Annotated in this window: 11 protein-coding genes, 1 tRNA gene and 1 pseudogene; 4 read left to right on the top strand and 9 right to left on the bottom strand. The window is 57.3% G+C overall.

All coding sequences use genetic code 11. The features are described 5' to 3' along the window. Positions 1–133: 133 nt before the first annotated feature. Together JTM80_RS01385 and JTM80_RS01380 are read right to left on the bottom strand one after the other, a co-directional pair. Positions 134–1,291: an esterase-like activity of phytase family protein gene (locus JTM80_RS01385; RefSeq protein ID WP_205370422.1), complete on the bottom strand. Its 1,158-nt coding sequence runs from the start codon at positions 1,289–1,291 to the stop codon at positions 134–136. Between the two features lie 265 nt (positions 1,292–1,556). Then, entirely contained in the window at positions 1,557–2,315 is a 759-nt protein-coding gene (locus tag JTM80_RS01380) for a response regulator (RefSeq protein WP_172353816.1), read from the bottom strand. A 566-nt stretch (positions 2,316–2,881) separates the two neighbouring features. Between JTM80_RS01380 and JTM80_RS01375 the strand changes: the two genes are divergently transcribed. Beyond that, positions 2,882–3,130: a DUF6761 family protein gene (locus JTM80_RS01375; RefSeq protein WP_172353815.1), complete on the top strand. Its 249-nt coding sequence runs from the start codon at positions 2,882–2,884 to the stop codon at positions 3,128–3,130. A 101-nt stretch (positions 3,131–3,231) separates the two neighbouring features. Then, positions 3,232–4,140: pseudogene (locus tag JTM80_RS01370) on the top strand (ADP-ribosylglycohydrolase family protein). 7 nt (positions 4,141–4,147) lie between these two features. Here JTM80_RS01370 and JTM80_RS01365 read toward each other — a convergent pair. The 5 genes from JTM80_RS01365 to JTM80_RS01345 form a co-directional block, all read right to left on the bottom strand. Further along, positions 4,148–5,212 carry an ABC transporter permease gene (locus tag JTM80_RS01365; RefSeq protein ID WP_172353814.1) on the bottom strand — a complete coding sequence of 355 codons (1,065 nt, stop codon included), beginning with the start codon at positions 5,210–5,212 and terminating at the stop codon, positions 4,148–4,150. Between the two features lie 31 nt (positions 5,213–5,243). Then, positions 5,244–5,756 carry an adenine phosphoribosyltransferase gene (locus JTM80_RS01360; RefSeq protein WP_172353813.1) on the bottom strand — a complete coding sequence of 171 codons (513 nt, stop codon included), beginning with the start codon at positions 5,754–5,756 and terminating at the stop codon, positions 5,244–5,246. Between the two features lie 157 nt (positions 5,757–5,913). Next, positions 5,914–7,155: a magnesium/cobalt transporter CorA gene (corA, locus tag JTM80_RS01355; protein WP_205370420.1), complete on the bottom strand. Its 1,242-nt coding sequence runs from the start codon at positions 7,153–7,155 to the stop codon at positions 5,914–5,916. A gap of 247 nt (positions 7,156–7,402) precedes the next feature. Further along, entirely contained in the window at positions 7,403–8,671 is a 1,269-nt protein-coding gene (locus JTM80_RS01350) for a bifunctional oligoribonuclease/PAP phosphatase NrnA (protein ID WP_172353811.1), read from the bottom strand. Positions 8,672–9,168: 497 nt separating this feature from the next. Next, entirely contained in the window at positions 9,169–9,666 is a 498-nt protein-coding gene (locus tag JTM80_RS01345) for an HNH endonuclease (protein WP_172353809.1), read from the bottom strand. A 91-nt stretch (positions 9,667–9,757) separates the two neighbouring features. On the opposite strand from JTM80_RS01345, the gene alr reads away from it, so the two are divergent. After that, on the top strand, positions 9,758–10,972 hold the full coding sequence (gene alr / locus JTM80_RS01340) for an alanine racemase (RefSeq protein ID WP_172353808.1): 1,215 nt from the start codon (positions 9,758–9,760) through the stop codon (positions 10,970–10,972). Here the strand turns inward: alr and hisB are convergent. Together hisB and lipA are read right to left on the bottom strand one after the other, a co-directional pair. Next, positions 10,950–11,591: an imidazoleglycerol-phosphate dehydratase HisB gene (gene hisB / locus JTM80_RS01335; RefSeq protein ID WP_172353807.1), complete on the bottom strand. Its 642-nt coding sequence runs from the start codon at positions 11,589–11,591 to the stop codon at positions 10,950–10,952. The two genes, alr and hisB, sit on opposite strands and share 23 nt — an antisense overlap. 108 nt (positions 11,592–11,699) lie before the next feature. Next, complete coding sequence (lipA, locus tag JTM80_RS01330) at positions 11,700–12,578, bottom strand: lipoyl synthase (RefSeq protein WP_172353806.1); 879 nt, start codon at positions 12,576–12,578, stop codon at positions 11,700–11,702. A gap of 107 nt (positions 12,579–12,685) precedes the next feature. Between lipA and JTM80_RS01325 the strand changes: the two genes are divergently transcribed. After that, a tRNA-Pro gene (locus JTM80_RS01325) sits at positions 12,686–12,759 on the top strand. Positions 12,760–12,902 lie beyond the last annotated feature (143 nt).

Raw genomic sequence — 12,902 nt, 5'->3', positions numbered from 1 at the left:
TGGATTTTGGATGGATGGAGTTGATCTTGGCAGGGGACGGCTTGGGATTTTAGATTTTGGGTTTTGGATTTTGGATGGATAGCGTCCTTGGCTTGCTCTTGTGATCCAAGATCCTTTTGCTCAAGCCTGCTCTTTACCGCAGGCGAAATAGCAAAAACTGCGTCACCTGGAGTGGGTTAAAGTTGTCGTCGCTGACCAGCAGCAGGGTCGCGGAGCCGTCCGGCAGGCGGGGACCGAGGGTCATGGCTTCTAGGTTATCTAACCGAATGCCCAGGTCGCCTAGGTTGAGCAGGCGGCGTTTGCGGACGGGCTGGATGCTGCTCAGGTCGCCCTGGAGTTGGGGCATCCCAGAGGTGTCGGTGGCATTGCCCATCACCATCTGGAAGAGTTGCGCGGTCACGCCCGTTTGTGGGGTAAAGGCCCGCTCTAGGCTGAGGAACTGACCGCCTGCGTCGATCGCTAGGAGTTCCGTCAGTCCAGGTTCGCCCTGCTCTGGCGGCAGCGCGTCTCGGTAATAGAGATGTTCTGCCAAGAGCGTTGCCTGGTCTTCGCCGATGAGGTAGTGCAGCAGGCGCAGGGGCGGCAACTCCCCCGGCGGGCCAGCGTCCAAATCTTGGAGCAGCGAAGACTCGGTGGCGGCAAACAGGCGAAAGGGTTCCAGATAGCCCGCTGTGCCCAGGGCGCTGGGGTCGGGGGTGAGAGATTCAAAACCCAGGTTTTCCTGAACTCCCCTGGGCGAGGCATCGGCGGCGGGCAAGTAGCGCTCTGGAAGTTTCAGACGAGATTTTCGGCGGCCGGTTTCCAGGTCGAACTCGTCGATGAAGGGGGGAATGTTCTGGCTGGGAATGCCCTCGCTGGCGATGTAGACGGTTTGGCGGGGCGTGAGGGCGATCGCCTCTGGATCGACCGTTCCCGCTGCAAAGGGCTGGCCGTCTTCATCTAGCAGCGGCGTGACAGATTCCACCTCAACGGAGCCGATGCGGGGATTTGCTGGGTCAGACTGATCTAGCGTGAGATGGAGTGTGTAGAGTCGGGCGGGGCCGAAGTTGCTGCGGTCGTCTGACAGGGCATAGAGGCGATCGCGCTGACGGTCGTAGGTCAGCCCCGACAAACCGCCCACGGGCGCACCTTCAAACTCCTGCGGTGGCAGCCGATATTCCCCCAGAAAATCCACCGCTAGCGGCAAAAACAGCCGCTCCTCGGCATTGACGCGGGGCAGCGTGCAGCCCGTGATTCCCAACAGCAGCAGGCACAAAACGGGAAGGGCGATCGCCCTTCGTCCGTTCAACATGCTATTCAACATTCTGCTATTCAACATTCTGCCGAGCCACTGCGCCAAAACTCGCAGCCCGACTTGCAGCCCTACGAGCAGTCCATTCCCTCGCAGCGGCGGCTGAACGCTAGAACTCCCTAAGAAAAACCCGAAACCCATAGCAACAGCAGACGAGCGCAGCTAGCAGCAGCATACCGCAACCCCCGGCTTTTCCGCCGTAATGAAAGCAGATGAAATGAAAGCAGGTGAAAGCAAACCCTAAAGTTTGGGCTATGGTTTGGGTTTAGGACAAGGAATGCATCGCGGCCCGATGATTGTGGTTTGGGTTGGGGTTGGACGCAGCGACCAGACCGGGCCCGGCAACCTCGGTGTTAAAGCGATAGCCGACATTCCGAACAGTTTGGATTAAATTGGGCTGGCGCGGATCGACCTCAATTTTTTTCCGCAGCGAAAGGACGTGCGTATCCACGGTGCGGTGATTGTCAATCGCATCGGGCCAAGCTTTGCGGAGCAGTTCCGAACGGCTGAGGGGCAAACCACCCGCCTGCGCCAGCACATAGAGCAGGCTAAATTCTTGCGGAGTCAGGTCAATGAGCTCGTGCTTCAGATGGACGCGGCGCTGCACTAGGTCAATTTTCAAATCGCCATAGTCCAGAATGGCCGGGGCAACCATGGGGCGACTGCGACGGGTCAGCGCTTCTACCCGCGCCAGGAACTCCTGCATCCCAAAGGGCTTAGTGAGGTAGTCGTCTGCGCCTGCTCGCAGGCCAGCTACAATATCGGACTCGGTGCTGCGGGCCGAGAGAATCAACACAAACGGCTGGCTCTGCTGACGCAGCCATCGACAAAACTCCAGCCCGCTTCCGTCGGACAAATCTGAATCAAGCACCACAAGCTGGGGCTTGCGGTTTAAGTAGACATCTTTGGCCTGCTGCAAGCTGGCAGATTGATAGACCGAATAGCCGACCTGCTGGAGGTGCCACCCGAGAAGCGATCGCAAATGGGGATTTCCCTCGACAATTTGAATGCAGACAGCGCTCACAATGCCTAGCTACGACTTAGCTGATGATACGGATTGTTTCTAAAGCTAACAGAGCGCTTGTCAAGGTTTTGTAACCACTGCTACGGGCTAGGCGACTCAAGCCTTGACAAATGGGCCGTTTGTGGGAATTGGGCTGGCGTGGCTGTGGGATATTAGGCAGTGTCTTAAAACTTTCTAGGTCGTTGATTGCCTTGAGTCGATCCCCCTAAATCCCCCTTATTAAGGGGGACTTAGGGGGATTAAGGGGGACTTCCGGAGTGGTTCGGCTCGGTTCCCCCCTTTTTTAAGGGGGGCTAGGGGGGATCGAAGGGTATTCAAACATGCCTTAGGAAACGCTGTTAGAAACATCGGAAACATTCAGGACTTACGCACTTGCGATAGGCTTCCCAGGTTTTGGACAATTTCTCGCGGGCTGCGCCCGCGAGAAATTGTCCAACTGCGTAAGTCTTAACATTGCTAGAAACTCGGTATTCAGAATGCTTATCGGTCTGGACAGAATCGGGCGATCGCCCCTAGTCACCCCTGTCTTCGAGGTAAAATAGGGCATAGCATTGCACCACCTCTCCATGCTTCAGGACGCACAAATTATCCGGTTCTATCAGCGCCTGACCGACGCGCTGAATGAGCAGTGGCATCGGGGCTATCGCTTCGACGAACTGCGCCTATACCTCGATGGATATCTGGCCGCCCTTCGGCATACGAACGTCGTCGAACCTTACCTGATTCACCAGCTCGAAGAAGAAGCCACTCGCTATCTTTACGACCCCTCCAGCTTCGTTGAGCCGCAGCCCGAACCAGAGGTCGATTTCTACTAGGCTCATTTCTACTAGGCTCTCTGAATCTCACGTTGTCTCCTCTTTTTGACCCAGATCGCCTCTGAGCCGGTTAGTCTGGCTTGTTAGAGTGTCAATTTAGAATGTCAATTTCTCTCCTGGAACGTGCGCGGGGCTGTCTGCTAGGGCTGGCTGTGGGGGATGCAGTCGGCACCACGGTCGAGTTTCAGCCGCGTGGCTCTTTTCCGCCAGTCATCGACATGGTGGGCGGCGGCCCGTTCCGGCTGGCAAAGGGCCAGTGAACCGACGAAACCTCAATGGCGCTTTGCCTTGCGACCAGCCTAGTGGAACGGGACACGTTCGACGCGGCCGACCAGATGGAGCGCTACCGGGCCTGGTTCGAGCGGGGCTATCTCAGCAGCACTGGGGTCTGTTTTGATATTGGCAACACGACCCAACAGGCATTGCAGGCTTACAAAGCCTCTGGCAACCCCTTTAGCGGCTCGACGCATCCCAGAGCGGCGGGGAATGGCTGCCTGATGCGGCTGGCTCCAGTGCCAATTTTTTACTTTCCCGATGGCGATCGCACGCGGCATTTTTCTGGCGAGAGTGCCCGCACCACCCACGGCGCAGCGGAATGCGTAGAAACCTCCCAACTGTTTGGCGAGATTCTGCGTCGGGCACTGGCAGGAGCCAGCAAAGCCGAAATCCTGCTGCAAAGCGACCCGGCATCGTTTGCGGAAGAGGCGGTAAGGGCGATCGCCCAGGGCAGCTATCGACACAAACTCCTCGACCAGATCCACGGCACGGGTTATGTGATTCAAAGCCTGGAAGCCGCCCTCTGGTGCTTTTGGACAACGGAGACTTACGAGCAGGCGATTCTCGCCGCGGCGAATCTGGGCGACGATGCGGACACTACCGCCGCCATCTGCGGCCAGGTCGCAGGTGCATTCTATGGCGAGTCGGGCATTCCGGCCCGCTGGCTGGAACCGCTCACCCTGCGCGAGGAGATTGGGCAACTGGCCGAAAAACTGCTGACACCCACAGGCTAGCCCCCCACTACTGAATACTGCTCAGCTTAATCCGGGGATCAACCGCCTTCAGCAGCAGGTCGGCCAGCAAATTGCCAATGATCAGCATCGCCGCGCCCATCATCAGGCTAGCCATCACCAGATACAAATCCTGCGCCGTAATCGCCTCCAGCACCAGCCGCCCCAGCCCTGGCCAATTAAAGAAGTTCTCCACAATGAAGGAGCCGCCCAGCAGGCTGGCAAACTCGAAGCCCAGCAGCGTCACCAGCGGGTTTAGGGCATTTCGCAGCGCGTGGACGTAGATGACGCGATTCTCTGGCAGTCCCTTGGCGCGGGCGGTTTGAATATAATCCTGCCGCAGCACGTCCAGCAGCTCGCCCCGCGTGATCCGCTGGAGGCCAGCAAACCCGACTAGGCTCAGCGCCAGCGTCGGGAAAATCATGTGCCAGCCGATATCCAGCACCTTGCCAATTGGGGTCAGATCGGCGTGGTTGATGCTAGTCATGCCGCCCACGGGCACCAGCGGTGAGAGTTGCTGCGCCAAAAACAGCAGCAGCAGCCCCATAATCAGCGCGGGCATCCCCTGACCGATGTAGCTGATCACGCGAAAGATGCGGTCGATTAGCTTGTTCTGGTTGACCGCGCCGATGATGCCCAGGGGAAGGGCGATCGCCCAGGTAATCACCAAAGAGGCGATCGACAGCAGCAGCGTTGCCGGAATTCGCTCCCATAGCAGCGAGGTCACCGGACGCTGAGAATAAATAAAGCTCACGCCAAAGTTGCCGCGCGTGAAAATCTGCCGCAACCAAAGAAAATATTGCTCGATCGGCGATCTGTCTAGCCCAAACTGTTCCCGAAAGGCATTCAGCGTGTCTTCCGAAATCTGCGGATTCTGGCGCAGTGTGTCCAGATAATCCCCTGGCGCAAGCTGAATGATGAAAAAGCTCAGCGCCGAAGCCAGCAGCAGCGTCAGCGCCCCTTGCAGCAGCCGTTTCACCACATAGCCCACAGTTTCACTGGCCAAAAACCGTTGAACCTGAACCAGTCCGTCCAAAAATCGCTGCTGTGCTGAAGCTGTCTCACGAGAAGTCATAGCCGCCCTACCCAATCTGAGCTGAAACCGCCTAGTATTCCACCAGGGTAACAACTGGAACGTCCGGCAGCTTCTTGCGCCCCTCCAGTCCTGTCAGTTCAATAATGAACCCAAACCCCGCCAGTTCACAGCCCGTTTGCTCCACCAGCTTAGCCGTTGCAGCGGCCGTGCCCCCCGTCGCAATCACGTCATCCACAATCAAGATCCGGGCAGGCGGTTCCGCTGCGTCGCGGTGAATCTCCAGCTTGTCAGTGCCATACTCCAGCTCATATTCAACACTGTGAACCGGAGCAGGTAGCTTTCCTGGCTTGCGAACGGGGATAAATCCTGCATCCAGCTTGTAGGCCAGCGGCGCACCAAAGATAAACCCGCGAGACTCCATGCCGATGATGTAATCTACCGACAGATCGGTGCAACGTTCGGCCATGCTGTCAATCGTATAGCGCAGTCCTTCAGGATCGCGCAGCAGGGTTGTAATATCTCGAAACAAGATCCCCGGCTGAGGGAAATCGGGAATGTCGCGAATCAGCGATTTCAAATCCATATTTTCAATCTACAAGGCAAATCTACGTTTCCAATCTACAAAGCAAATCTATAAAGTCTGTGGAGAGTCTCTAGCTCGAAGAACTGGACACGCAGAGATTGTAAACCGTTTACCCAGCAGTTCAACCAGACGGACAAACAGATGGACAAATTCAGCACTAGTCTTCCCGAATTCCTGAGTAATTTTCAAACCAGCCGCGCTTCCAAAAATAAAACAGCAGCCCTGCCGAAGTCAGCAGCATCACCGCCCAACACAATGGATAGCCCCAATACCAGTTCAGTTCAGGCATATTCCAGGGGGATGCATCGGGGTTGAAGTTCATGCCATAGACTCCGGCAATAAACGTCAGCGGGATGAAGATGGAGGAAATCAGCGTGAGCTGCTTCATCAACTCGTTCATGCGGTTGCCCACAGAGGAGACATAGACATCCATCAGGCTAGAAGCCACCTCCCGGTAGGTTTCTACCATGTCCAGCACCTGCACCGCGTGGTCGTAGCAGTCCCGCAGATACATCCGCGCTTCGTCCTGAAGCAGGTCTTCGCCATCGCGGATGAGGGCGCTGATGGCATCCCGCATTGGCCAGATCGATCGCCGCAGGTTGAGCAGTTCTCGCTTGATGGTGTGGATTTTTTCAAGAGTGGTGCGGACAGGCTTCGCTACCACCTCATCTTCCAGTTCCTCTAGCTCCTCGCCGTAGGTTTCTAGTACCGGAAAGAAGCCGTCCACAATAGAATCGAGCAAACAGTAGGCCAAATAGTCGGCTCCACGGCTGCGAATTGTGCCTTTGCCCAAGCGAATGCGCTCGCGCACGGGCCCAAAGGAGTCGTATTCGGGTTCTTCTTGCACCGTCAGCAGATAGTTTTTTCCCAGAATAAAGCTTACCTGCTCAGTGAAAAAGCCGCGGCCGCTGTCCTTCAGCGTCACCATGCGGGTGATGAGCAGCAGTTGGTCGCCGTATTCTTCGACTTTTGGGCGCTGGGGCACGTTGACGATATCTTCTAGAACCAGTGGATGCAGGTTAAAAATATCGCCCAAGCGCTTGAGTACGTCTTCGCTGCCGAGGCCTTTGACATCTACCCAGGAAACCGACTCGGCATCCAGGTAGGGAATGGCTTCTTCCGGCTCGTTGATAGGAATCCGAGTTGCACTGTCTTCGCAATAGTCAATCAGGGTAATGACGGGGGGCGGCGCGTCGTCCTCAATGGTGAGCGTTCCTGGCAGGGCACCCGGCTCATGGTAGGAATATTCTAGGTAGGGGTTATCGTCTTCTTCTTCGTCGGTTAACCCGTCTATGAAAAAGGCTTTGGAGAGCGCCTCGGAGGTGAACTGCTCTATTTTGTTATGAACCTGTTTGTTTTGGGCCTGCTTGGCGTTAGAACTGGAGGGTTTAGCTGCCATAGTCTAGTCCTGAGCGTTGAGATCTGGCGGGTATGGCTGAACGCGGGCGGAAACGAGACCCAGACCCAGTACCGCAAAGATTTGGGAGAAGGATGAGTCAAGCATACTCCAGGTATGCCCTGGTGCCTAATTCAGGGCAGTTCCAGAATCTGTTGGTGCATAGGGGCTGGAGGCGATCGCCCTCGCCAGCCCTCTGCATGAAAACTTAAGCTCTCAGGGACAGACCCATAGCTAAGCTATGGGGTACCTATGAGGTGCGAATCACTTCGTCTTCGGGGTTGACCAGCCGCAGCAGTTTTTGCTTGAGTTGAGAGTCAAACACTTCCCATTTGAGGCGGGTGTAGTCGCTATTTTCGTTGAAACCAGAGAGAAAGCCCATCGGAATCTCGAAGCCACCTGCCATCGATCGCCCGCCGCCAAAGTATCGTCCCTGAGCATCTTGCCCGAAGGCTTCTTTGATGAATTCATCGGGGTCGAGGGTCAGCTTGTTGGTTCGCAGGGAGCCGATGACGATTTCCAAGTCTTCGTCTTCATCGTGGACGATGCCATAGACTACGGCCGTGTGGACGTTTTCTTCTGTAACCAGAAAATCGGCTGCTTGGGGAATGGCATCCCGGTCGTCGTAGCGCAGATAGCCGACCCCGGCGATAGAGAAGTTGTTGCGAATAATGCGGTTGCGGAGCGATCGCTCGATTACATCCATCACCCGCTTTGAGCGAGAGGATTGCAGCACTGCGTTGAGCAGTTGTGCGTCGGCGTAGCGGCTGAGGTAGGCGGCCGCCAGAAAGTCTTCTTCTTGAGCCTGCATCAGCCGATTGGTATCGCAGCGTAGCCCGTGCATCAGCGCCGTGGCACACTTCACATGCTCATTGTTGCTGCTGTCTAGCCGCACCATGCCTGCCTGGATATATTGCGTCAGGATGGTGGCTGTGGCGCGGCTTTGGGGGCGAATGTCGGAAAATTCGGCGTGCAGATCGCCCTGCAAGCTGTGGTGGTCAATGACAACCGCCACGGGAATCTTGAGTTGCTCGATCAGCGACAGCAGCTGGGTGGTCGTGCCTTGGTTATCGACAAACACCGCGCCACCATAGACGGACAGGTCTTTTTCCTTAGCGGCTTGATAGCTCCAGCGCTGCACCGGCAGCCCCGTCAGCCGCACCAAGGCAATGTTTTCCTGGTGGCTGAGGGTGCCTGCGTAGACAATATCGCAGCGAATGTTGAATTGGTCAGCGATTAGCTTGTAGACCCAGGCGCTAGAGAGGGCATCGGGGTCGGGAAAGTCTTGCAGAATGATCAGTTGGCGATCGCCCCGATGCTGTTCCAACAACTGTCGCAAAGCGGCAGTCTTTTGCTCCGTTAGCCGTCGTCCTTGGGGGGTCGAAAGCGTCCAGTCGGCTCGCCGTTGAAAGGGGTCGTCGCCGTCTGCGGGGGGGCGATCGCCCGCACCAAGGGCAACCGAACCAGACCCTATATCCGTCGGCAGTACATCTAGAGAAGGAACTGAATTCAATTGCATAGCGTTGGAAATTGATGTCAAAAACGGATACTAAGTTACGCTTGCACGTTGCGCTTACAGGCTGCTTCTAGGTTGCTTATAGGCTGCTTCTACTGCGTTGCGTTCACGGGTTGCGTTTACGAGTTGCATTCACGGGGTGCAACGATCACTTGCAAAGCTTAAATCCACCGTAGGGGAGGGCAGCATCCCCAGTCAACCGAGTGGGCGATCGCTCATCAATCCTTTTTCTTTTTACAGTCCCCGTTCCACACAGCCCTCTAAACTGTGCGCTCTGCCAAACCCGCTTTGTCTAGCAATTTCAAGGCGTTTTGCGTCCAAGTCGAGGTTCGCTGCATTCCCCTACTGCGATCATGACAAAAAAAACAGCGCTTCGCAGTCCACCCAGGGGCCAGTTTCCCGACCCTTCGCCAGACGTAGCCCCAGAACCGAAAACCCTTGTGGAAAGGGAGTTGGGCGATCGCCCAAGCAAAAACCCCCGTGCGATCGCCGCACAGGGGTCATATGCCGATGACATACTTCTGCCACTCTTGATGCACACCGCTTTTTATGTGCTTGGTGACTTCAAAATATAGCCCGCTATGGGGGCGATGGGGTGGACGGCGTAAAATCATGTTGGCTTCTTTGGGCGTGCGGCTTCCTTTTTTAACGTTGCAGCGGACGCAGGCGGTCACAATGTTTTCCCAGGTGTCTTCGCCCCCGCGCGATCGGGGCAAGACGTGATCCAGCGTTAGCTCGTCGCCCGTATAGCCGCAGTATTGGCAGGAATGGCTGTCTCGGTGGAGGATATTGCGGCGAGTCAGCGGAATTTCTTTGTAGGGAACGCGGACGTAGTGGCGCAACCGAATCACCGTCGGCAGGGGAAATTTGTCATACACAAGCTTGCCGTTATGCTCGACTTGCTCCGCCTTTCCCTTAATCAGCAGGATCACTGCCCGTCGCCAACTAGTAATGTTGAGCGGTTCATACGAGGCGTTGAGAACCAGAACCTTGCCCATTGATGGCTGGATTTATAAAAAGGTTTAAAGGATGTTAACACGCATACTAGCATAGTTAGCACTTGACCAGAGAGTGTGTGAGGAGTGGGGTATGTTGAGCTGGGAACACACGCCAAGCCTGATCCCGATGCAGCGGGAGCGGGCCTGGGTGGAGATTGACCTATCGGCGCTGGCCCACAATGTCCAGCAGTTGCAGATGCGGCTGGCAGCAGGGACGGAACTGATGGCGGTGGTAAAGGCGGATGCCTATGGGCATGGGGCCGTGGCGATCGCCCAGTCTGCTTTACAAGCTGGGGCGACTTGGCTGGGCGTGGCGACGATTCCCGAAGGCATTGAGCTACGCGAGGCCGGCATTCAGGCTCCGATTCTGCTGCTGGGCGCGACGAATACAGCAGAGCAGGTGCAGGCGATCGCCCGCTGGCGGCTCCAGCCGACGCTCTGCACCCCCCGGCAAGCGCTGGTTTTTTCGGAAACGGCAGGCAAGCTAACCCTGCGGCAGCCGCTTCCGGTTCATCTGAAGCTGGATACGGGGATGTCTCGGCTGGGTGCGCCCTGGCAAGACGCGGCGGCGTTTGGGCAACTAGTGCAGGGGTTGCCGCACTTGCACATTGCCAGCGCCTATTCTCATCTGGCGACGGCGGATGAACCCGATGAAACCGTGATGCGGCTCCAGCAGCGACGGTTTGAAGCGGCGATCGCCCAAATGCGGCAGGCAGGGGTGAATCCACCGAAGCTGCACCTAGCAAATTCGGCGGCAACGCTGGCAGACTCGGCACTGCACTACGACCGGGTGCGTGTGGGGCTGGCAATGTACGGGCTATACCCTGCGCCCCACCTGGCCCAGGGAATTGACCTGCGCCCAGTGATGCAGATCAAGGCGCGAGTGACCCAGGTCAAGGCGATCGCCCCTGGTACGGGGGTCAGCTACGGCTATCGCTTCATCGCCGACCGAGACATGACCATTGCCACCGTGGCGATCGGCTACGCCGACGGCGTGCCGCGCAACCTGTCGAACCGGATGACGGGGCTGGTGCGGGGGCAGCATGTTCCCCAAATCGGCGCAATCACGATGGATCAAATGATGCTAGATGTCAGCACCATTCCCAACCTGCAAGAGGGCGAAGTGGTGACGCTATTGGGGCAAGACGGGCAGGCGCGGATCTCCGCCGACGACTGGGCCGAGACGCTGGGCACGATTTCCTGGGAAATCCTGTGTAGCTTCAAGCATCGCCTGCCCCGGCTGACCATCAACCAACCGCAGCCCGCCCGCAGCGCCCAGCAGCCTACAGCACGCCCTTCGAGCTAGGAATCGCCCCGCCCCGGCGCGGGTCCACTTCCACCGCCATCCGCAGGGCACGGGCAAAAGCTTTGAACGTCGCCTCAATAATATGGTGAGAGTTGATGCCGTCAAGCTGGCGGATGTGCAGCGTGATCTGGGCGTGGTTCACCACGGCGACAAAAAACTCGCGCACCAGTTGGGTGTCGTAGGTGCCGACGCGCTGGGTGGGAATTTGCAGCCCATAGCTGAGGTGCGGCCGACCCGAAAAGTCCAGTGCTACCTGCACCAGCGCCTCATCCAGCGGCGCGACGAAGTGCCCAAAGCGATGAATCCCTTTGCGATCGCCCAGCGCTTTGGCCAGCGCCATGCCCAGCGTAATGCCCACGTCTTCATTCGTGTGGTGGTCGTCGATCTGCACATCGCCCGTCGCCCGCACGTCCAGGTCGATCAGCCCGTGAGAGGCAATCTGATCCAGCATGTGGTCGAGGAACGGCACGCCCGTTTGCGCCACGCAGCGCCCCTGCCCGTCTAGGTTCAGACTCACCTGCACGTCGGTTTCTTTGGTGGTGCGGCTGATGGCGGCAGTGCGATCGCTCGTGACACTGGAGGAATTCGGAGTAACCGTTACGGGTTCGCGGGTCTGCATGGGGAATCCTGTAAGACGAGACATCTGGCCATTATCCCAAATGCTGTGGCGCTGAATAAGCCTTGTCCAACCGTCTGCCTCAAGCCTCGCCCCACCCCTAACCCCCAATCAACGCGGATTCTGCTGCATCAACGCCCGCACCTGCTCGGCGTGATAAGAACTGCGCGTCAGCGGCGAAGACACGACCTGCAAAAAGCCCATCGCCTCGCCCGCCACGCGCCACGCATCGAACTGCTCCGGCGTGACAAATGCCTGCAATGGCAAGTGTTTGGGGCTGGGCTGGAGATATTGCCCGATGGTGAGGATGTCGCAATCCACCGAGCGCAAGTCCTGCATCACTTGGCGCACTTCCTCATCCGTCTCGCCCAGACCCACCATAATGCCCGACTTGGTGTAGACCGAGGGAGCGAGTTTGCGCGATCGCCTTAATAACTCCAGCGTGCGGGCATAATCGCCCTGCGGACGCACCCGCCGATACAGCCGGGGAACCGTTTCCGTATTGTGATTCAGCACTTCAGGACGAGCGTCGAGAATTTGCGCCAGCGCGTCCCAGTTGCCGCAGAGGTCAGGAATCAGCACCTCAATAGTCGTCTGAGGCGATACCCGCCGCACGGCTTCGATGCAGCGCACAAACTGGGCCGCGCCGCCATCGGGCAGGTCATCCCGGTTCACCGAGGTAATCACCACATGGTTCAGCGTCATGCGGCGCACAGCCTCTGCCAGGTTCTCTGGCTCTTGCGGGTCGAGCGCTTTTGGCTTTTTCTCGAAGTCGATATCGCAATAGGGACAGGCGCGGGTGCAGGCGGGGCCCATGATCAGAAACGTCGCTGTGCCCGCATTAAAACACTCGCCAATATTGGGGCAGGAGGCCTCCTCGCAGACCGTGTTTAGCCCCAAATCCCGCAGGATTTCTTTGACTGTTCCGACTCGCTCCCACTGCGGCGCTTTTACCCGCAGCCAGTCTGGTTTCGTTGGCTTGACCGTCACGCGCTGTTGCCCAAATCACACTGTTTGAATTATAAAGGCTAGGCTGATTGCAACGTGTGATAGGCTAGAATATCTGAGGTAGACTTCTAAGTCTTAGATTTCACCACCGGGATGTAGCGCAGCTTGGTAGCGCACCTCGTTCGGGACGAGGGGGCCGAAGGTTCAAATCCTTTCATCCCGATTTTTAGATTGATCCTAAGCATGTTGGCTGGATTAAGCCAAGATAGCGCCCAACTTGTCCCATTTAGGAGTGATGATCGAGCGCGATCGCCCCTTGGCATCAAGCCTCCAACTAAAAAGCGGCACTGGATTTGCAGGCCAGTA

The organism is Thermoleptolyngbya sp. PKUAC-SCTB121 (assembly GCF_016919485.1).
Taxonomy (GTDB): Bacteria; Cyanobacteriota; Cyanobacteriia; order Elainellales; family Elainellaceae; genus Thermoleptolyngbya; species Thermoleptolyngbya sichuanensis.
This window is presented reverse-complemented; position numbering and strand designations above follow the sequence as displayed.

What these genes read in the sequence shown, in the direction of transcription:
- JTM80_RS01385 (WP_205370422.1), bottom strand. Translation starts at nt 1,291, where the DNA reads ATGTTGAACGGACGAAGGGCGATCGCCCTTCCCGTTTTGTGCCTGCTG.
- JTM80_RS01375 (WP_172353815.1), top strand. Translation starts at nt 2,882, where the DNA reads ATGCTTCAGGACGCACAAATTATCCGGTTCTATCAGCGCCTGACCGAC.
- JTM80_RS01365 (WP_172353814.1), bottom strand. Translation starts at nt 5,212, where the DNA reads ATGACTTCTCGTGAGACAGCTTCAGCACAGCAGCGATTTTTGGACGGA.
- JTM80_RS01360 (WP_172353813.1), bottom strand. Translation starts at nt 5,756, where the DNA reads ATGGATTTGAAATCGCTGATTCGCGACATTCCCGATTTCCCTCAGCCG.
- corA (WP_205370420.1), bottom strand. Translation starts at nt 7,155, where the DNA reads ATGGCAGCTAAACCCTCCAGTTCTAACGCCAAGCAGGCCCAAAACAAA.
- JTM80_RS01350 (WP_172353811.1), bottom strand. Translation starts at nt 8,671, where the DNA reads ATGCAATTGAATTCAGTTCCTTCTCTAGATGTACTGCCGACGGATATA.
- JTM80_RS01345 (WP_172353809.1), bottom strand. Translation starts at nt 9,666, where the DNA reads ATGGGCAAGGTTCTGGTTCTCAACGCCTCGTATGAACCGCTCAACATT.
- alr (WP_172353808.1), top strand. Translation starts at nt 9,758, where the DNA reads ATGTTGAGCTGGGAACACACGCCAAGCCTGATCCCGATGCAGCGGGAG.
- hisB (WP_172353807.1), bottom strand. Translation starts at nt 11,591, where the DNA reads ATGCAGACCCGCGAACCCGTAACGGTTACTCCGAATTCCTCCAGTGTC.